Here is a 19,878-nt window from a genome sequence, read left to right as displayed (position 1 = left end):
GAAATCGGCACCGAATTAGACCGATTGTGATTTTTTTCCGTATTTGCGAAACCTTTTCTTTACTAAAACGTAATACATAGAGGAACAAAAATACAAATACATAGGGGAGGAACACAGCATGTGGAAAAAAGGAAGTGCCCTACTGCTCGCAGGTATGCTGGTACTCACTGGATGTGCTGGTGAGGCTTCACTGGTGCGCGATTCGATCGTGGCATCCATCGATAAACCAAACTACGACTTCCAAGGCACTGTGAAATTGACCGGAGACGTAGACAAATTGCCTCAGGCATTTGGGGAAACCAATCCTGACAAAGAAGGACAAGCCATTTTGTCCGCTTTGAAAGCAGGGGTAACAGTAAAAGGCTCCCAGCTTGACTTGAAAAACGCAAAAGTTCAACTGGAAGTAAACGACGACAAACTGCTGCGCGACAACAAGCTCTGGACTGGCGACAAAAAAGCGTCTGTTGAGCTGCTCGTAAGCGACGACAAAGTATTCGTGAAATCTCCGCTCGACAACAAATACTTGGCTGTGGATGCAAACACTTCCGGCGCTTTCACTGGCGTAAGCGGAAACGACAAGGCAAACCCGGCGAAACTCAAAGAATACCAAGACAAAATGAACAAGCTGACGCTTGACTTCATCAAAAAATACGTAGGCAAATACGGCTACAAACTGGCTGATGCGAAAAACCTCGGCACAGAAACCGTAACCTTGCCAAACGGCGAAAAAGTGGAAGCGACTCACGTAAACGTGAAGATCGATGCCAAAGAACTGGTAAAAATGTTCTTCTTCACTGCCAACGACGCGGTAGCAAGCCAAGACGTCAAAACGTTCGCAATCGACATGCTGGTGCTGACCAATTCCCTGACAGAAGAAATGTATCCGGAAATGGGCAAAACGACAGAGGCAGAAAAACGCGCCAATGCCGAAGCTACCATCAACGAAGGCTTGAAAGAAGCAAAACAATGGCTGGAAGAGACAGGCAAAACATACACACCTGAAAAAATCGTAGAAGAAATGAAAAAAGAAGGCTTCCACAAGCTGGCTTGGAACCTCGACTTCTACGTAGACAAAAACAAAATGCCTGTTCACCAAAAGAGCGACCTGAGCGTAACGTTCCAGGCGCCAGAAATGAAAGAGCCTTTGACAGTCGGTCTGTTTGCTGATCAATACGCGTTCAACTTCGGAAAAGCAACCAAGTTCGAAATCCCTGCAAAAGACGCTTACCTGACAGCGGAAGACCTTTACAAAGACGAAAAAGCGATCAACAACTTCAGCGACAAAGGCTTCATGCGTCACTTTGCACAAAGCCTAGTGGACGATCTGAAATGGCAAAAAGAACTGGAAGCGGAGTGGGCTGAAGAAGTAACTCCAGCTACTCCTTAACAGCAGCCTTAGCTGCACTTGTACAAAAAAAGCACGGCGCATTTACGCGTCGTGCTTTTTTTCGTAGGTGAGGATGCCCGCCTGCTCCAGATAGGCCAGGACCGCAGCAACCGACTCCTCAATCGACTGCTCGCTGCTGGCGACGACAAGCTCTGGCTGATCCGGCTCCTCGTAGGGCGCCGAAATTCCGGTGAACTGGCCGATCTCCCCGCGCCGCGCCTTTTGATATAGCCCTTTCACGTCTCGCCGTTCGCATTCTTCCAGCGGACATTGGACGTAGACTTCGATAAATTCCCCTGCTGCTACCAAACTGCGCGCCAGCTCGCGATCCGAGCGATACGGCGAAATAAACGCGGTCAGGACAATCACGCCTGCATCCACAAACAATTTGGCAACCTCGCCGATGCGGCGAATGTTCTCTTTTCGGTCCTCTTCCCCGAATCCCAGTCCCTTGTTCAAGCCGTGACGGATATTGTCGCCATCCAGCACATAGCTCGCCAAGCCGCGCTGATTCAGCTCGTACTCGACCGCGTTGGCCAATGTCGACTTGCCCGCCCCGGACAAGCCCGTGAACCAGAGAACAGCGCTTTTATGTCCAGCGCGCTGCTGCCGCTGTTCTTTCGTCACCGTTGTCGGGTGCCACACAATATTCGCAGCACTGTCGTTCGCCATAGTCGTTCCCCTTTCTTCCCTTCCTTGCCAAAAAGCTGCTTGCCTGGTCATACGGAGATCGGCCGCAACCCCTCGATCAACACTTGCGCCACTTCCGGACGGCTAAATTCCGCTGGCGGAGCTTCGCCGCGAGACAGCATTTCCCGCACCTTCGTTCCCGACAAGGCGACATGGTGTTCAGCGCTGTGCGGGCACGTCTTCGCAGATGCCATATTACCGCATGTCTTGCAGTAGAAGCTGTTCTCGAAAAACAGAGGCGTGATGCCCAGTTCCTCAGGCTGGAACTGGCGGAAAATATGCTGGGCGTCATATGTACCGTAGTAGTTGCCGACACCCGCATGGTCTCTGCCTACGATAAAATGAGTGCAGCCGTAGTTTTTGCGCACCAGCGCGTGGAAAATGGCTTCGCGCGGCCCGGCGTAGCGCATCGCGGCAGGAAACACGGCCAGCTCGACCCGCTCAGCCGGGTAGTATTTGTCCAGGAGCACCCGATAGCTTTTCATCCGCACTTCGGCCGGAATATCATCGGATTTCGTCTCGCCCACGAGCGGATTGAGAAACAGGCCATCGACGGTTTCCAATGCCGATTTCTGGATGTACTCATGCGCCCGATGCACAGGGTTGCGCGTCTGGAAGCCGACGACCGTTTTCCAGCCTTTGGCGGCAAACGCCGCTCTCGTTTCCACCGGGTCGAAATGGTGAGCAGCAAACGCCCCTTTATCAGCTCGCCGCACCAACGTAATCGGCCCGCCGAGATACACATCAGGACGTTCCAGCAGCTTTTTCACGCCGGGATGGTTCTCGTCGTCCGTGCCGTATACGAGGCGCGCTTCCTGCCGCTTATCCGGGGAATAAATGTCGGAAATTTCCAACAGGCCGTACACCTCGCCCTGATAGACCAGGCGCACCGCGTCTCCTGCTTGCAGACTTCCTGCCACAGCTGCTGAAACGGGAAGCGTGATCGGAATGCTCCAGACCGATCCATCGACCAGCCTCATGCGTTCCACGACAGATGTATAGTCGTGCCGATCCAAAAATCCGGCAATCGGACTGTATCCTCCGATCGCGATCAGCTCCAAATCTGACAGGGCAAAAGCATCCAGTTCGACCTCTGCTGTCGCACGGGACAGGTCAGCGGTCGGATCAAAACGGTTTACCAGTACGTTGCCATGCGGAATGCTACCACTCACTTTCAAGCCCTCCTCATCCATATCCGTTTTCTCTATCTTCACACTCACTTGGCGAGATGCAGCCCGCACTCTGTCTTGCCCAGATGCGACCAGCGACCAGCCCGTTCGTCTTCGCCCGCTCTGACCGGACGCGTGCATGGCGCGCAGCCGATGCTCGGATAGCTTTGGTCGTGCAAAGCATTGTACGGCAGCTCGAACACGCGGATGTACTGCCACACCTCTTCTGCCTTCCAGTGAATCAGCGGGCAAATTTTCAGCGACTGAAACTTCTCGTCGCGATTGACAAACTGGACGTCTGCTCTTGTCGCAGACTGTTCGCGGCGCAGTCCTGACATCCAGGCCACTGTGCCCTTCAACACGCTTTCCATCGGCAACACCTTACGCAAGTGGCAACACAGATCCGGCTTCGCGATCCACAGTTCGTCGCCGTGCTCTGCTGCCTGCTGGGCAAGCGACAGCTGCGGCTCCTTGATCGTCAATTGCAGCGCAGGATAGCGGGCACGCACTTTTTCAATCAGCTCATACGTCTGGGCAAAGTGCAGATGGGTATCCAAAAACGTGACGCGGGCGTCTTTTTTCACATCGCTGATCATATCGATGAGCACCATGGCTTCTGCCCCGAAGCTGCATGAATAGATCAGATCATCGCCAAACGTCTCGTAGGCCCACTTGATGACATCGACGGTATCTCCCTTTGCCAGCGTTTTGTTGATCGCGGCAAGCTGCTCGGCTGTTGCCGTGTCGTAATGTAAACGGCTCATATGCCCCCTCCTTGATCGTTGATGGAACTGTTTTCCCTGCGAATCAGCCGGATCAGTCCTACGAAGCCCAATGTCGCTACGAATACGCTCACGAGCACGACGAGCGTGTACAAATCCGAGCGCAAAAAGAGATGGACAAACGCGAAGGAAACGACCAGCGAGGAAACAGGCGAGACAATCCAGACCATGAGAATTTGCTTGATAATCCCTTTTTGCCACAAAACAAAACCTCGCTCAGACGTCCCGACACCCAAAATCGCGCAAGTAGTCGCCTGCGTCAGAGGCACGGGAATCCCGAACAAAGACGCGACAATCACCAATGTCCCACCCGTTGCCGATACGGCACTCCCTTGTAAAAGCGACAGCGACGTAATTTTCTTGCCGTTCGTTTCCAGCACTTTTCCGCCCAGCAACAGGCACCCGGCAGCGACGGCCAAACCGCCGAGCCACACGCCGGAGTCGGTCGACATCAAGCCTGCTCCCACTAACGGGCCAACCGCATTCGCTACGTTGTTCATTCCGGCTGAAAACGCTTCGTATACCCCACACAAAACGAGCAAGATCGTCAGCCAGCGCTCTCCTTTGGAGCCTGGTTTTTGCAAGTCTGGCCAGCGCCGCTCCACACGGGAAATGACCCTCCCGGCGACGTAGGCTCCGATAAAAGCCGCGATTGGCACCACGATCCAAAAGAACAGAATGACGAGAATGTGCCCCACAAACAGCGACTGATAAGCAAGCCCTACCCCGACGATCGATCCGACTGTCACTTCGCTGGTCGAGAGCGGAATCCCGAGCAGGTTTGCGCCGAAAAGCGTCAGTGTGGCGGAAGCAAGGATGATCACGACGACCTCGATGCTGAGCAAATTCGTCGGAATAATTCCTCCGCTAATCGTCTTGACGACCTCGCCGCCGCCAAGCACAGCTCCAAGCAGAGCCGCGATGGCGACGAGAATCATCGCAAGCAGCTTGCTTTTAACCGCTCCGCTGCCGTATGCTGCACCCATCGAAGCAGCAGTCCCGCTTGCGCCGATATTCATTGCAAAAAACAAAGCGATGGCGATGGCGACGTAACTCCAATCCACGAGCAGCCCTACCTCCTGTCATGCCAATCTGTTTTTCCAAAAAAGCAGGGGCGCCGGATTCGTTACACTGGCGATTTGCTCATGCGGATGGATTCCTTGGGCAAAGCTTTCCAGGCTATCGTCGATGACGATGCGCCACCCCATTTTTTTCGCCACCTGCTGTGTACGCTGGTTGGCGCAAAAGAGTGGCACATTCTCCCAGCCAGCCCCTGCAAAATCCGCCAAGGCAGGCAAAACCTCGCCGTCATCGGCTGCAAACCAGTCAAACGGCCGCTTTTTTATCCAGGAAACAATCGGATGCGTCTCCTCCCACTCCAGGACTCCCCCTGCTGTGAGATGGATGACATCTGCCGACGGATGGGCAAGCGCTGCCACGCCTTTTGAGCGCAGATGCAAAACCCGCTGTTCCCCGTTCTTTTGCACAAGCTCCTCGATCAAAGCCGACGAAGCGAGCGACTCGGCAAAGACCCGCTCCGGATACAATCCTCTCTCCGCCAGAAACAGTGCTGTACGCTCCCCGCGCACGGCGAGCTTGCACGTCAGCTTTCGCAGGTCAAAGCGGCGCCTGCCAAGCTCCGCGAGAAACGCCCTCGCTTGCCGCTCGTCGTCGAGCAGCACCCAGCTGTATGCCGCCATGTCTTTTGGCACGCCCAAGCATTCCGCTGCCAGCAAGGGTCGCTCCGCAAGCGGCAGGGGGACCACTTCTGCCCCGAGCTGCTCCAGGCGGTTCGCCAGCAGTTGGCTGCCTGATCCTGTCCGGGTTGCCACGGCCACCCGCTGTCCGAACAGTGGCCGAGACTCGTACCAGTTCAATTGCTCGCGAAGCTGCACCACTTCGCCGACAATGATGATCGCAGGTGCCGAAAACCCTGCTTTGGCTACATCCTGATCGATCGTCGCAAGCCTGCCGACCAATGTTTGCTGCTCGCCAACCGTGCCCCATCTGACCAGGGCGACTGGGGTATTTCCCGCTTTTCCGCACGCAAGCAATTGTTCTTGAATGTGCGGCAAATTTTTCACGCCCATGTAAATCACGAGCGTCTCCACTCGGGACAATGCCTGCCAATCCGCTTGCTTGTCGGCATTTTGCTCGCAGAGATGTCCGGTGACAAAAGCGACGGAGGAGCTGAACTGGCGATGGGTCAACGGAATGCCCGCATAGAGCGGCGCAGCCATGCCGGAGGTAATCCCCGGCACGATCTCATACGCCACGCCATGCTCCACGCACATTTGCGCCTCTTCGCCGACCCGGCCGAACATGCTCGGGTCCCCGCCTTTCAGGCGCACGACGTTATTCCCCTGTTTGGCTTCTCGTATCAGCAGGAGGTTGATCTCTTCCTGCGGCAGCGTATGGCTGTCTCTTTCCTTGCCGCAGTAAATGAGTCTGGCTTCCCTTTTGACATGGGAGAGGAGCAACGGACTAGCCAGACGGTCGTAGACGACGACATCCGCATTTTGCAGCGCCTCCATCCCGCGGATGGTAAGCAGTTTCGGATCGCCGGGGCCTGCCCCTACAAAGACGACTCTGCCAGCATTCATTGTTGATCACTCCTCCTTGACGCCTTCCTAGCATGAAAAGCAAAGCTGCCTGTTTCACATCCGGTTAGCTGAACCGGGATGTCTCCACGACGTAGCCGACTCCCTGACGGCCGAGCGGCTTTTTCTCGACCAGGCTCAGCTCCTTGACCTTCGGCGGGACAATCGTGTGCCGAAGCAGGTTGTTTTCCGCAGTGGAAAAGGCACGCTCATCCGATTTCGCAATCACGACCACGGTCAGCAACTGGCCTTCTTCCAGCACAGCCTCCAATTTGTACAAATAGCTCTCGGCTTGTTCCTCTGCCATGGTACTCCCTCATTTCCTCAGATTGCGTTTTTCGCTCGGCTTGGTTATGCGGTTTGCAAAATGCTGTCGACTTGCTCCTGAATCCGGGCAAGCCCGACCCGTTCGACGTAGCGCCAGTATTCCTCGCCCTCCAGCCGATCTTCCTTGTAAAGCGCGATCAGCTGCGCCAGGAAAGCCCCCAGCCTGTCTACGGTGACGCGCGCGTTCAGCTTGCGGTTGAATTGCGGCTCTTCCAGCGTTCCGCCTACGTGGACATCAAAAGCTTCGACCATCCCGGCTGGCGTCTTCACCAGCGCGCCTTGCAGACCGATGTCGGCAATCTGGCGTTGTCCGCACGAGTTCGGGCAGCCGATCATGTGAATGCGCAGCGGTGTGTCGAGCGAAACCGCATCATCCAAATATTGCGCCAGCCCGCGCATTCTTTCTTTTGTCTCGACGATAGCCAGATTGCAATACTCGATGCCTGTGCAAGAGACGGCATATCCGACAAACGTATTCGGCTTTAGTTTGAAACGGTTGACAATCAGCGGTTCTTGGCGGAACGCCGCCACTTTTTCTTTGGCGATGTTACGGATCAGGATATTTTGCGTGTTGCAGGCTCCGATCGTGCCATCCCCGTATTCGTCCGCCAGACGAGCCAGTTCGATCAGCTCCTCCGCGTTCATCCGCCCGACGGGAACAGACAGCCCTGCGTAGTACAATCCTGGCTGGCGCTGCTCGTGCAGACCGTAGAAGTAACCGCCGTTCCAGCCTTTCGTCAAATCCTCTCCGCCAGCTTCCAGCTCGCCTACCAGTTGGACAAGCTCTTCCTTGAACTTCTCCGGTCCCCAGTCCGCCACCAAAAATTTCAGGCGGGCATGCGTGCGCTTCTGCCGATAGCCGAAGTCGCGGAACAGCGTCGTGACGCCTGCCGCCACTTTGACGACCTCTTCCGGACGGACGAAAATATCGAGCTTTTTCGCCAAATACGGCTTTGCCGACAAGCCTCCGCCCACCCAGACGTGAAAGCCGATGACTTCTTCGCCAGCGATGACTTTTTTTGCCGGAGTAAAGGCGAGATCGTTGATTTGCGCATGGGCAGCGTTGTAAATGTTCGCAGATACGGACATTTTGTATTTGCGCGGCAGGTTGGAGAAGTCGCGGTTAAGCAGGAAAAACTGCTCCAGCTCGGCTACGATCGGGCGCGTATCCAGCACTTCATGCGGATCGATTCCTGCGAGCGGATTGCCCATGATCTGCCGCGGACAGTCTCCGCAAGCTTCGAAGGACGACATGCCAGCCGCACCGAGCCGATCAAAAATGTCTGCGAGCGACTCTACGGTCAACCAGTGAAACTGGACAGCCTGACGCGTCGTTACGTCGACCAGATCGCGGCCGTAATCCTGGGCGATTTTGGCAAGCACTCTCGCTTGCTCGCTGCTCATGATCCCGCCAGGTATGCGCACACGCATCATGAAGTGGCCGTCTTTCGGGCGTTGCTGATAGACACCGGCCCACTTGAAGCGGTCCATATCAGAAGATTCGATCGATTCGAAGCCTTCTTTGGAATAAGTGTTGACGATTGTCTCGATGACATCCAGTCCGTCCTTTTCCAGCTTGGTAAATTCCATTTTGTTCAGGGACGGATCATCTGCCCACTTCCACTGTTTTCTCTCTGCCATGCTCATACACGCTCCTTTGCGTAAAAAGGTCTGTTACAAGTGCCATGCGAATCGATTGGGCAATCCAATCAGCAATCAGCGGATGGGGCAAATACGCGCTGCCGTTATACCGATACGACAACTCTGCCAGCCGTGCCGGAATCGCCTTGCGGGTGAAATACCCTTGACTGACAAACAGAGGGAGCACGATGACCTCTCCTTTTTCCGAGAGCGCCACGACTTGTTCCCGCAGCGTGTCTGGCCGAAGCGTCGCATATCCGGCTGCAGCAAAGGCATAGCGGTTTTGCAGGCGAAACGTCATGCGGCGCAGCAGCTTTTCCCACCGCTCCTGGCATCCCGGCCAGTCGCTGCCGTGACCGACGAGCAACAACGCTTCCTTGCGAGGATCTTTTGCCAGCTCCATGGCGCGCTGTCCGACGATCTGCTCCACCAGCGAATGATCTTCCAACGGCGGACACCATAAAATCCTCGCCCGAACAGGAATGCGCACCTGCTCCGTCTCCCAGGTGGGCCAAGGCGTAAGCCCCAGCATCGCCCGTATCTCTGTCACATGATTGCTGCCCGCCGAGGCAAACAGAGGAACCACGACAATCCGCTTCGCTCCGGATGCCTCCAGACGCTTCCACTCGTCGCTGATGCTGCGCCCCTCTACTCCCCCCAGATAGGCGACCCGGGTCGGCAGCTCGCTCTGGCACTGCCTGACTGCTGATTCAACCAGATTCAGCCAGTCGGGATCGGGAGAACCGTGAGCGATTACCAAAGCCGCAGTTTTTGCCATCGGATATACCCCTCATCCAAACTTATTTAGTAAATCATATGTGTTTACTCGGAATTATAAATGGGTTGCTTTTCCGCGTCAACAATCAATTCGTATTTCTTCGGTATAATCTTCACGAAAATAGCTTCTTTTCTGTATTTTCCCCCGAAAAGTCATGAAAAAAAGCTGCCGGCGCACCGACAGCTCACTCTTCTTCGTGTTTCTTTCTCGTTCGACGATACAATAAGTCCAGACTTTCTTTTAACGTCTCGTACTCTTCTTCCCGCAAGCTCTCGATTTGCTGGATGTAGGAAATCGTCTGCTTCCGGATTTCTTCTGTCAGTCGGTCGGTTTCGGAGTCGCTTTTGGCATCGTGCGTCTCCGTCCAATGGGTCGCAAAGTTGGCTGTCAGCGCACCGATCATGCCAATCCCTGTCACCATCAAAATCGTCGCCATGATCCGCCCGCCTGACGTCACAGGGGAAATATCCCCGTACCCTACCGTCGTCGTCGTCACGATCGACCACCAAAGCGCATCGGTGAAGCTCTTGATATTTTCGTTCACGCCGTATTCCAGCAAATAAATCGCTGTCGAGCTCCAGAGCATGATAATCGTAACGACCCCGAGAACTTGCCGCATAGGGCCGGAGCGGATGACGCCAAGCAAAAACGGAGAAGCCCGCACAATGCGCACCAAACGCAGGACACGCATGAACCGGGCCAAATACAAATACTGGTCCAAGGGAATCATCGCCACCAGATCGAACCAGTTGGAGATGACAAACTGCCGCTTGTTTTTTGCCTTCCACAAGCGAACCATATATTCTGCGATGAGCATGACGATAAGCCCGTTGTCGACCCAATGCATCAATTCGTCTGTCAGCAGCGGGTGGTTCGAGAAATCAGCAAAAAGCAAAATTGCATACGTAATTACTAGCATGATGACGAATATCTCATACATGACGCGCCAAAACACGAAGGACTCCTCCCGAGGACCGATCCCGCTTTTCTACTATATCTTAGTAGCTGATGAGAGCCGCCATCAGCAAGCCTGCCGCAATGCTCAGCCGGGAGGCGAAAATGCCGACAGAAACGTTGCCGTTCGGGATTTCCGACACCACTTTGAACGGCGTGATCCACTCGAACAAATAAAAAATAACGACTTGAAACACCATGCCAACCAATCCCCACACGACCAGATCCAACAGGTTGACGGAGTGATAGACAGCGGATGCAAGCACGATCGCCAGACCGATAATTTTTCCGCCCAAATCGTGTGCCGCTGCTTTCGCCGCCGCCATTTTTTTCGGGTCGTCTGTCTGTGCCCCGTCTTTGATCAACGCAAATTCCTTATACGGAGTCGTAAACGTAAAAACGAAAATGCCGACTGCCAATATCGGAATAGTCACGGCCAAATAGGCCAAAAAATTGAGTATGTAACTCCATTGTGTAATCATGCCGCACTCCTCTCCTTTTCGTTACCCTTTCATGCCGACCGGCAAGTAATAGGACAAGTTGTTGGTGATCGGGCCGCCGACACGGGCCACGACCGCAGACGCTTCTCCGCCAATCCAGAAGGAGCCCCACAACAGCCTGCCTTGATACGGGCCTGACAGCGTCTGTACCGTAATCTCGGGCAATTCCACCCGCTTTTGATAAATCATCGGCTGCTCCCAGTAAAATTCCTCCTGATCTTTTTCGACCAGTGTCCCATCGGCTGCAAACAGCGCGACACCGCCACCCTCTCTGCCGAAAATCGGCTTGGTGACATAGTCATTCGCTCCTGCAAACCGATTTTCGAAGTACGTTGGAAGCATGTACGTCTCGATGATCGCGTGTTCTTCTTCCTGGAAAAATTCGCCTGCCTCGTGCAAGTTCCAGATCAGCGCCTGGAGCGCTTTCGTCTGGATCAAAAACGCAGACGGCGGATTGATAATCGCCAGTTTTTTCGCAGCGATCAGGGAAAGCACGTGCTCCCCTGTGGGATAGCCGTCTTCGTCCCGCTCTTCGGCCAGCTTTTCCAAGGCGTGCAGCCGATACAGCACATCGACGGGAAGCAAGCTGCCCTCTGCTTCGACGTACAGTCCGTCTTCCCAGACGCGAAGCTTTTCCAGCGGCGCAAATCGGGCGTCGATTCCCGACTTTTCCATCAGATACAAGGTCGTTCCCTTGTCTTCCTCGTGCCAGTCCAGCGAGCTGAACCAGACGTGCTCAACCGGATAGCCCTTGTCGCTGTAAGCTTGCATCAGCCTGGCAAAAGCGCGTTGCAGCTGCGCGTCCATCCCGGCATTCGGGTTTTTCACCCCGAAGTAGCGACACGCGTGTTCGTTGACGTGAAAAGCTTCCACAATCCCTGTCGGGGTATCGCTGTTGCATTCCAGCATCTTCAGCCCTTCGCTCGTGCTGGCGAAGTCAAAGCGGCCGATCGCTGTAGGCAAATCTTGCAGGACAGCGGTTCGCACGGTTTGCAACGCTTGCGCCGGAACGCCCAACTCAAGCAGAAGCGCATCGTCCGCGCGTTGCAAGACAGGCATCACTTTCGTAAAAATGCGGCCGAGCTTTGCCGTTGCTGTCGCAAGCTCCTCCCGAAACGATTCGGAGATGAGGTGGATATCCGCCAGCGCATACTCTTCCCCGTACATCCAATCCCACAGGAAAATTCCTTCCTCGCGCAAAGGGCCGTACAGCGCTTCTCTTCGGTTCTTGTTATCCACTTCCATCACCCCGAGCTGGACACGCCCGAGCTGCCGATTCCACCTTTGGAGCTGCTGGGGCTAATGCCGCTGGATACTCCTGACGACTTGCTTTTGGACGAACTGCCGCCGTAGTAGCCGGACGATCCGCGCGAACTGCTCCCGCCGTCGTCGCAATATCCGTCATTGTCATCGTCGTAGCAATCGTCATCATAATCAGACGAGCATCCGCTAATAGCCAGCGTTGCCGCCACAAACAGACCGACCACCTTTGCCGATTTTGTCAGTGCCATGCTTTTTCCCTCCTACCCTGCCGGCTGTGCGTAGTAAATGTACACCTGACGATCCTCATCCACCTCAGCCGAGGTTTTTTCCCATTCGCGGCCATTCAGATACAAATAGTCGCTTTGCAAATGCAGGAGAGCATCGTCGTCATCTTTGAACGAAAACGTGTGCACGAGTGGGTAGAGACGTGTGTTCTCCCTGTATTCGCGCATCTCGATCTGGATGCTCCCCCAGCGCACGGACGGTCTTTCGGCATAGTCCACCGCCGTCTCCTCGGACGAGTGGCGGACGTAGATCACATATGTCCCGCCCTCGATGGCGCAAGAAGTCTTCTCGTAGACGACATGCCCCTTCACCAAATAGTCGCAGGCAAAGCGCAGCGACACCTCGTCCTTGTCGATGCGATCGTAATAAAACAGGACAGGGTACCCGTTCGTCTCGTCCAGCAGACGATATTCCAGTCTAGCCATGCTGTCACCCCATTTCTCAGTAAAATGATGCCCTTTTCAAGATAGCACCAATTTATACGCATCACGGAACAAATGGTTGCCGAAAAAACACGAAATTCGGCTAAAAAGGGAAAAGCTGGTGCAAGAGTCCCGTCTCCTGCCCCAGCCTTGGCCATTTTTGTGAAGGCTCTTTTCGCAAATTTTGTTGCTATTGCTGTTGTGGAAACGTGTGTTCTATAATGAAAATCAGGAAGTCTATAGGATTTCCATTTACCGTGAATGCACGCTTCGCTTGGTACTATAAATATCAAGCAACTCACGGCTTTTCTAAAAGCAACAATTTCTTAGAAAAGAGCGTTTGTGAAAATGGTCGCGCTGTTTGTATGTGGCTTCCAAGCCTACCGCTGCACATTCGCCACGTGCTGCTCCACTGTCATCGCGCGGATCGTATCGTGCAGCTGACCGTTTGTCGCTACGAGCGAACGCGTCTGATCCTGGAAAAACGGCTCGTGTCGGTAAGGCTCACCTTGCCAATCGGTTATGGTAGCGCCCGCTTCACTCGCGATCACGATTCCGGCAGCCACGTCCATGATCCCCGAACGCTGCATGACGATGTAGTCGAGCCAGCCATTGGCGAGCAGGCACCAATCGAGTGCCGGAGCCACGTTGCGCAACAGACGCTTCGTCTGGAGCATGAACGGCTCTGTAACAGCAAGCTCCTCCTGCCTGGTCACGGTTTCGCGTCCGCGAATGTACGTCCCTGCTGCCCGCGTCAAGTCTGTCCGGTTGTTGATCGAGATGCGTTTGCCGTTCAGGAACGCTCCTTGCCCTTTTTCCGCCCAGAACATTTGACCTGCTACCGGATTGTACACGACGCCAAGGGCGAGTTCGCCTTTGTGCTGCAAGGCAATCGATATACTAAAATACGGATGGCCGATAAAATAATTGTTCGTGCCGTCCAGCGGATCGACAATCCACAAATACTCCTCGTCGCGGCTGACCATCCCGATCTCTTCGGAAAAAATCGTATGCGTCGGGAAGTGACGGTGCAGCACTTCAATGATGCGCTGCTCGCTGCCTTTGTCCTCCGGCAGTTTCACATCGTTATGCAGCTCCTCGTCAGGGGTGAGCTGCTCCAGAAAACGCTCCTTCAAAAAGGCTCCTGCCACACTTGCTGCTTCCTTGGCAATTTCCAGCATCGGCTTTTCGCTCCTTCATTGGGTCGTTTGTCCATTGTTTTCCCTTGCATTCCTCATGCGCACATCACTATGATAGAATGACACCCATCGCGAAAAAGACAAAAGACGCAGCGCAGGCGAGCGGGCGCAAAGCCAGGCTTTGGCGCATACAGCCCGACGCTTTTTAGGAGGGGAAAAACATGAACAGCGACTTCATTCGTCTGAAAAATATGGAGGGTGAGCTGAAATTCACCCAGATGAACAATAGCTACGGCTTTACGGTCACGACAAAAGAACTCGTGTTTTTCAAGCCGCACCTGACCTACCACCTGTTTTTGCACGATATCGTCAGCATGGTGCCGCATACGCTCGATACGGCGCCGATGTCGTTTCGGCTGAACAGAGAAACCGTCCACACGACCTTTGGCTCCCAATACTACAAAATCGGCGTCAAATGGGCGCGGATCGTCTCTCGTTCCGGCATCGTGGAGAAAGAAAACATGGAATTTATCGTGCCCCTCTCCGGCAAGATGCTGACCTATATTTCACAATACAGCGGACTTGTTGTGATCCGGTGAAGTTCAGGTAAAAAATTTTCGATTTAAAACGATAAACGAACCCGTGCCGTGCGCGATCCGATGGTTACGCTCGTCGTAAACGCTGCCTTCCATAACGACCAGCGTCTGTCCCCGATGCAAAAATGTCGCTTCAGCGCGCAGCCGTTCCCCTATTCCCGGACGCAAGTAGTTGAGCTTCAACTCGGTCGTGACCGCGTACTGCTCCGGGGGCAGGGAACGGTTGATCAACGAGCCCATGGCCGAGTCGATCAGCGTGGCGAGAATCCCTCCATGTACCGCGCCTCCCGAATTGTGCATGAACACCGTGAGCGGCAGTTCGAAGCGATACGACTGCTTCTTTTCGTCGATAAACTCTCCCTTCAAGCCGAGAAAGCCTGAAAGATAGGCACTTTTGCGCTCGCGCTTTTGCCGGATAGCCTGCATCGCCAACTCCAGTATTTTGCGCTCCTCATCGCTGCCTTCCTCGCAAATACTTTTCAATTCCTCTATCATTTTGTTCACTCCAACAAAATTAAAATTCGTTCTCTTATTGTAGCTGATAAAGCTTGTTTTCGCCATGCTGCAAGCGGCATGGCAAGCTGCCTGCAAGCGTCAGACTGAGCAAATGTTCAGACTTTTACGGTTGTTTCTACTAATAAAAATTGATAAGATAGTGCAAAACATAAGACAGGTCATTTTCAAGCAGGAAGGGAGAGCTATACATTGGCTAGACAACGCAGTGACATGATTAAAAAAGGTTTCGACCGCGCACCGCACCGCAGCTTGCTCCGGGCGGCAGGCGTAAAAGACGAGGATTTCGACAAACCGTTTATCGCCATCTGCAACTCTTACATTGATATTATCCCAGGCCATGTGCACTTGCAGGAGTTTGGCAAGCTGGTCAAAGAAGCTGTTCGCGCCGCAGGCATGGTTCCATTTGAGTTTAATACCATCGGGGTTGATGACGGGATCGCCATGGGCCATATCGGGATGCGCTATTCCCTCCCAAGCCGCGAGATCATCGCAGACAGCCTGGAAACGGTCGTAGCCGCGCACTGGTTCGACGGCATGATTTGCATCCCGAACTGTGACAAGATCACTCCGGGAATGATCATGGGCGCTCTGCGCGTCAACATTCCGACTGTCTTCGTGACAGGCGGACCGATGAAAGCAGGCAAGACAAGCGACGGCCGCTCTATCTCGCTTTCCTCCGTATTCGAAGGAGTCGGGGCGTACCAGGCAGGTCTGATCGACAACAAGCAGCTGGAAGAGCTGGAGCAATACGGATGTCCGACTTGCGGTTCCTGTTCCGGTATGTTTACCGCCAACTCGATGAACTGTCTGCTCGAAGCGATCGGTCTGGCGCTGCCAGGCAACGGCACCGTTCTCGCCGTCTCTCCGGAGCGCCGCGAACTGGTACAAGCCTCTGCAGAAAAACTGAAAAATTTGATCGAGCGTGATATCAAACCGCGCGATATCGTTACCCTCGAAGCGATCGACGACGCCTTCGCGCTCGATATGGCGATGGGCGGCTCGACGAATACCGTTTTGCACACATTGGCAATCGCTCAGGAGGCAGGCATCGAGTATCCAATCGAGCGCATCAACGAAGTGGCGAAGCGCATTCCGCACATTTGCAAACTGGCGCCATCGTCCGACTACCACATCGAGGATTGCCACGAAGCAGGCGGCGTCTCCGCTGTTCTCAAGGAAATTGCGCGAAAAGAAGGCGCGATCCATCCGAACCGCATCACCGTGACAGGCAAAACGCTCGCGGAAAACATCGCGGAAGCGGAAATCAAAAACGACCAGGTGATCCGCCGTCTGGAGAACCCGTACAGTGCCTCCGGCGGTCTGGCCGTCCTGTTCGGCAACCTCGCCGAGCAAGGCTCGATCATCAAAACGGGCGGTGTCGATCCTTCTATTAAAAAGCACGAAGGACCAGCGATCTGCTTCGACTCCCAGGAAGAAGCGCTGGCGGGCATCGCGGCAGGCAAAATCAAGTCCGGTCACGTCGTCATCATCCGTTACGAGGGACCAAAAGGCGGCCCGGGCATGCCAGAAATGCTGGCTCCTACTTCGCAAATCGTCGGGATGGGACTCGGCAAGGAAGTGGCTCTCGTCACAGACGGCCGTTTCTCCGGCGCTTCCCGCGGCATCAGCATCGGGCACGTCTCCCCGGAAGCGGCTGAAGGCGGCCTTATCGCGTTCGTCCAAGACGGCGACATCATCTCGATCGATCTCGAAGAGCGCACGATTCACCTGAACGTTGACGAGGCTGAACTGGCCCGCCGTCGCGAAGGCTGGAAAGAATTTGAGCCGAAAGTGAAAACAGGCTACCTGGCACGCTACTCCAAGATGGTAACGAATGCGAGCATGGGCGGCATCCTGAAAATCTAGTACGCGCACGACCTAATAGAAAAGAGAAAAGCCCCCTTCCCTCTGGCCTAGAAGTAATGGCCGCAAAGGAAGGGGGCTTCTTCTTATTCATTCATGAACGAAACACTTGCCGGACTCAAATCACCCAGGCGCCACAAAGCGAGCTTGTGGTAGCCTTCACTGGCAATGACTTGCGACCAGGTTTGCAATGTCGTCTCGTCGGCATACCAAACCGTGTGCTTCTGTTTTTGCTCGTCTACGTACTGGAAATAAAGGCTGCCACTCGCCTCGTCACGCTGCGGTTGCGCCATATTGACTTTCGCCAAATACACGGCTTGCTGCTCCGTTACCTGGACCGCCTTGCCCGAAGCTGTCCAGTCAAACCCGCCAGACGCAATAGCGATTACCTTTTCTCCCGGCACGACCTTCATGCGGGTTGCCAGTTCTTTGATAAACGCCCGGTCCGCTTTCGGTCCTGGCCCGGTCGAGGTTCCGTACAGGTTGTACGCCATCATCACATAGACGGGGCCTTTGGGCAGCGCGAGTGTTTCAATCGGCGTCCGCGGCTCCAGCACCACCCGGAGGGTCTTTTCTTTTGCCTGAAGGCGCTTATGCAGTTCCTGGATAAACAGCAGCATGTTCTGCCAGTCTTTGTCCGCAACCCGTTCGTAGTCGATCTCCACCCCATGGAACTGGTACGTCGTTACCGCCTCCATGATCTGGTCGATGTGCTTCGTCCGGCTTTGCGGCGTCGCCATCAGCCGCGTTACGATCGCCGGGTCCTTTTGGCTGTCCGTGCCATTCTTGCGCTTCTGATCGTTCACGATCGTCAAATCCACATGGACGAGACTGCTTTTTCGCGAGATTTCCTGGACTTTGGGCAACCCCTCTTTGAACATATCGGTAAACAGCAGTTGATCCGCTTCGTCAAAATAGGCGGCAAACATCTGCACACTGGTCAAACCGTTCGTCATGCCTTGCAAATCCGCGGAGCCGTCCATCCATTGCCAGTCCGTGACCCAGGCTGTCTTCTCCATCGGCTGTTCTGCCGCCTCCACACTTTTCCACGAATCGGAAGTGCTTCCCAAGATATCGCAGCCCCCGAGTAACGTCCCAATAGCACTGAGGCATACTGCGAGAACAATCGTCTGTTTTTTGAACCGCTTCTTCATCGTCACCTGACCTGGTTCCCCTTTTCCTTCTATGTTAGAACGTTTCGATGACCCAGTCGATGGCAGCATGGAACGCTTTCTCCGATACGTGCACCACTTCATCCCAGCCCGAATACGAATTTTTGAACAGGATAGCATCGCTCGCCTCGCCATTGGTCGGAACAAACACGCTCATGTCCGTAAAAATCGCATCGTAAATGTCATCTTTTTTGTTTTGCTTGCTGTACTGGGCTTCCAGTGCCAAGCCGCCTTTCTCCATGGTAGCATCTATTTGCTGTTTGTCTATCAGCAGCTGTTTGTCCACAGCCACAGATAACTGATTGTCCCGGAGAGTGATGTCAAGCAGCCTAGATTGTTGAATATTGATCGGGTATCCCTCGTCTTCCTTGGGAGCACCCGCTTCCGTCTGGGCCTTGCTGTAGACGGTCGCCTTGTCGTACGCCAAATCTTCCGGCTTCCATTGTACCTCGCCGAGCTTGGTCTTGGACAGCTCTTTTACAGCGCTGCCGGGCTTTTTCTCTTCGAGCTTGAGTTCATTGTTTTCCAAAGTCAGGCGCATGAACGAGTTTTTCTTGCGGTCATAGCGCAAATAAATCGCTTGCTTGCCGACGACGTTGCCTTCGAGCTTTGCTGTAAAGCCCACATTCTTGTAGTTTTCGCTGTCGCGCAAATAAATCTGGCCGTTCTCGCTCGGCGGGGAAGTCAAAATCAGTCGGTTGTCCTTAAATTCTTCCGCTCCGCTCATGCGCTCCCATTGTTTCGCCTGGTTCTCGTCTCCCAGCACGAATTTCATCTTTTGCTGCGTATCCTTCTGAATTTTCATCAGCAAATGATTGGTCGACCAATAAGGGGCAGGCTGCACGCGAGTCAAGTTGTACAAGCTCTCGTCACGCGAATTGTACACGTTGCCTTCCCGGTTGAAATGCATGGCGAACAGCTTGCGGATGTTCGCATCATTGACATCGGAAACGAGCCGGTTCATCCCTTGATAGAGCGTATTGGCGTGCATGATCATGTACACGCGCGGGACAGACCCGAGCTGCTCGGTGTAAATATCTTTCATCAACTGATAGTCGTGGGTAATCCGTTCTTCCATCTGCGTCCGATTTTCCACCGGAATCATGTCCTGATCGCGGATGAAGTCCATCAAAAAATGGTTGTAATACTCCACGTGGTTTTTCGTAGGCAGCTGGTTTTCGTCTCTCACGCCGATAAACGTGCCGTCCCGGTCAAAAATATTGATGTAGGTCAGCCGATAACCGTTTGTGCCCATTTCCCAGAAGCCTTTTTCCTGCATGCGCAGCAAATCTTTGGGCTGGAGAAACTTGTTGTCGCTGTTGCCCATCTTGTTGGCGTACGTCAGCGCAGTTGCCTTGTAGTTGTACTTTTCCAGAAGCGGCTGAGCAAACAAATGAGAGTCGTTTCGCCCATCTTCAAAAGCGAGAAACAAAGCTTTGTCTGGCAGCGGCTTGTTTTTTTGGTAAAAATCCAGAACATCTTGTTGCGAAATCGTCACGTAGCCTTGCTTGCGGAGCGCCTTCAGATGTTCATCCAGCAGCTCTTTGGCAATCAGCTTCGGTGTGCCGTTGCGCCCGACGCCAAAGTAGGAAAGGGCAATGAATCCTTTTTGATTTTGCCACTGTGTCGTATCTGCCTGCACGTATTGTTTCGTATCGAAAACGGCTTGATAGACAATCATGCCGACAAGCAGCAAAATCGCAAATTGCCAGACAGTGCGAATCTTTTTTCGGCGATCCTTCTTTTTGTAATCCAGGGCGGCACTACGCTTTCCTCTCATCTCATCCCCCCCTT

Annotated in this window: 20 protein-coding genes; 3 read left to right on the top strand and 17 right to left on the bottom strand. The window is 54.0% G+C overall.

Going from position 1 to position 19,878, the window contains the following annotated elements:
* The first annotated feature begins 118 nt into the window (after positions 1-118).
* Positions 119-1,387: a hypothetical protein gene (locus IRJ17_RS12460; protein WP_122963940.1), complete on the top strand. Its 1,269-nt coding sequence runs from the start codon at positions 119-121 to the stop codon at positions 1,385-1,387.
* Positions 1,388-1,429: 42 nt separating this feature from the next.
* Here IRJ17_RS12460 and cysC read toward each other — a convergent pair whose 3' ends face one another.
* The 14 genes from cysC to IRJ17_RS12390 all read right to left on the bottom strand — a co-directional run bounded on the left by cysC (position 1,430) and on the right by IRJ17_RS12390 (position 13,979).
* Positions 1,430-2,059, bottom strand: a complete 630-nt coding sequence (gene cysC, locus IRJ17_RS12455; RefSeq protein WP_242774892.1) for an adenylyl-sulfate kinase — start codon at positions 2,057-2,059, stop codon at positions 1,430-1,432.
* A gap of 47 nt (positions 2,060-2,106) precedes the next feature.
* Positions 2,107-3,249 carry a sulfate adenylyltransferase gene (sat, locus tag IRJ17_RS12450; RefSeq protein WP_173596854.1) on the bottom strand — a complete coding sequence of 381 codons (1,143 nt, stop codon included), beginning with the start codon at positions 3,247-3,249 and terminating at the stop codon, positions 2,107-2,109.
* Between the two features lie 44 nt (positions 3,250-3,293).
* On the bottom strand, positions 3,294-4,010 hold the full coding sequence (locus tag IRJ17_RS12445; RefSeq protein WP_173596853.1) for a phosphoadenylyl-sulfate reductase: 717 nt from the start codon (positions 4,008-4,010) through the stop codon (positions 3,294-3,296).
* Complete coding sequence (locus IRJ17_RS12440) at positions 4,007-5,092, bottom strand: sulfate permease (RefSeq protein ID WP_122963936.1); 1,086 nt, start codon at positions 5,090-5,092, stop codon at positions 4,007-4,009. The genes IRJ17_RS12445 and IRJ17_RS12440 overlap by 4 nt, the downstream gene beginning before the upstream one ends.
* Before the next feature lie 18 nt (positions 5,093-5,110).
* Complete coding sequence (gene cobA, locus IRJ17_RS12435) at positions 5,111-6,631, bottom strand: uroporphyrinogen-III C-methyltransferase (protein ID WP_242774890.1); 1,521 nt, start codon at positions 6,629-6,631, stop codon at positions 5,111-5,113.
* Positions 6,632-6,695: 64 nt separating this feature from the next.
* Positions 6,696-6,935, bottom strand: coding sequence for a DUF3906 family protein (locus IRJ17_RS12430; protein WP_063228036.1), 240 nt, complete (start codon positions 6,933-6,935; stop codon positions 6,696-6,698).
* Positions 6,936-6,979: 44 nt separating this feature from the next.
* A complete protein-coding gene (locus IRJ17_RS12425) occupies positions 6,980-8,596 on the bottom strand; it encodes a nitrite/sulfite reductase (protein ID WP_173596851.1) in 1,617 nt (538 codons plus the stop codon).
* Positions 8,562-9,374 (bottom strand): sirohydrochlorin chelatase, encoded by an 813-nt coding sequence (locus IRJ17_RS12420; RefSeq protein ID WP_122963933.1) that lies wholly within the window; start codon positions 9,372-9,374, stop codon positions 8,562-8,564. The genes IRJ17_RS12425 and IRJ17_RS12420 overlap by 35 nt, the downstream gene beginning before the upstream one ends.
* A gap of 184 nt (positions 9,375-9,558) precedes the next feature.
* Positions 9,559-10,329 carry a potassium channel family protein gene (locus IRJ17_RS12415; protein ID WP_122963932.1) on the bottom strand — a complete coding sequence of 257 codons (771 nt, stop codon included), beginning with the start codon at positions 10,327-10,329 and terminating at the stop codon, positions 9,559-9,561.
* Positions 10,330-10,372: 43 nt separating this feature from the next.
* Positions 10,373-10,810: a DUF350 domain-containing protein gene (locus tag IRJ17_RS12410; RefSeq protein WP_063228032.1), complete on the bottom strand. Its 438-nt coding sequence runs from the start codon at positions 10,808-10,810 to the stop codon at positions 10,373-10,375.
* 21 nt (positions 10,811-10,831) lie between these two features.
* Complete coding sequence (locus tag IRJ17_RS12405; protein WP_173599138.1) at positions 10,832-12,073, bottom strand: glutathionylspermidine synthase family protein; 1,242 nt, start codon at positions 12,071-12,073, stop codon at positions 10,832-10,834.
* The gene (locus tag IRJ17_RS12400; RefSeq protein WP_122963930.1) at positions 12,073-12,339 is read right to left on the bottom strand and encodes a hypothetical protein; all 267 of its coding nucleotides are present in this window, start codon (positions 12,337-12,339) and stop codon (positions 12,073-12,075) included. Before IRJ17_RS12400 ends, IRJ17_RS12405 begins: the two co-directional genes overlap by 1 nt.
* Before the next feature lie 12 nt (positions 12,340-12,351).
* The gene (locus IRJ17_RS12395; RefSeq protein WP_173596849.1) at positions 12,352-12,801 is read right to left on the bottom strand and encodes a hypothetical protein; all 450 of its coding nucleotides are present in this window, start codon (positions 12,799-12,801) and stop codon (positions 12,352-12,354) included.
* A 377-nt stretch (positions 12,802-13,178) separates the two neighbouring features.
* On the bottom strand, positions 13,179-13,979 hold the full coding sequence (locus tag IRJ17_RS12390) for an inositol monophosphatase family protein (protein ID WP_122963928.1): 801 nt from the start codon (positions 13,977-13,979) through the stop codon (positions 13,179-13,181).
* A 179-nt stretch (positions 13,980-14,158) separates the two neighbouring features.
* On the opposite strand from IRJ17_RS12390, the gene IRJ17_RS12385 reads away from it, so the two are divergent.
* Positions 14,159-14,536 (top strand): hypothetical protein, encoded by a 378-nt coding sequence (locus IRJ17_RS12385; RefSeq protein WP_122963927.1) that lies wholly within the window; start codon positions 14,159-14,161, stop codon positions 14,534-14,536.
* Positions 14,537-14,539: 3 nt separating this feature from the next.
* Here the strand turns inward: IRJ17_RS12385 and IRJ17_RS12380 are convergent, their stop codons facing one another.
* Entirely contained in the window at positions 14,540-15,028 is a 489-nt protein-coding gene (locus tag IRJ17_RS12380) for a PaaI family thioesterase (protein WP_122963926.1), read from the bottom strand.
* A 210-nt stretch (positions 15,029-15,238) separates the two neighbouring features.
* On the opposite strand from IRJ17_RS12380, the gene ilvD reads away from it, so the two are divergent.
* Positions 15,239-16,915, top strand: coding sequence for a dihydroxy-acid dehydratase (gene ilvD, locus IRJ17_RS12375; protein ID WP_122963925.1), 1,677 nt, complete (start codon positions 15,239-15,241; stop codon positions 16,913-16,915).
* Between the two features lie 83 nt (positions 16,916-16,998).
* Here the strand turns inward: ilvD and IRJ17_RS12370 are convergent, their stop codons facing one another.
* Positions 16,999-18,066, bottom strand: coding sequence for a glycosyl hydrolase family 18 protein (locus tag IRJ17_RS12370; protein ID WP_173599137.1), 1,068 nt, complete (start codon positions 18,064-18,066; stop codon positions 16,999-17,001).
* A gap of 34 nt (positions 18,067-18,100) precedes the next feature.
* Positions 18,101-19,864, bottom strand: coding sequence for a polysaccharide deacetylase family protein (locus tag IRJ17_RS12365; RefSeq protein WP_242774888.1), 1,764 nt, complete (start codon positions 19,862-19,864; stop codon positions 18,101-18,103).
* Positions 19,865-19,878 lie beyond the last annotated feature (14 nt).

The sequence above is a fragment of the Brevibacillus parabrevis genome, assembly GCF_022701015.1.
GTDB lineage: Bacteria > Bacillota > Bacilli > Brevibacillales > Brevibacillaceae > Brevibacillus > Brevibacillus parabrevis.
Note: the sequence above shows the minus strand (reverse complement) of the source record. Positions and strands in the feature narration are given on the sequence as shown.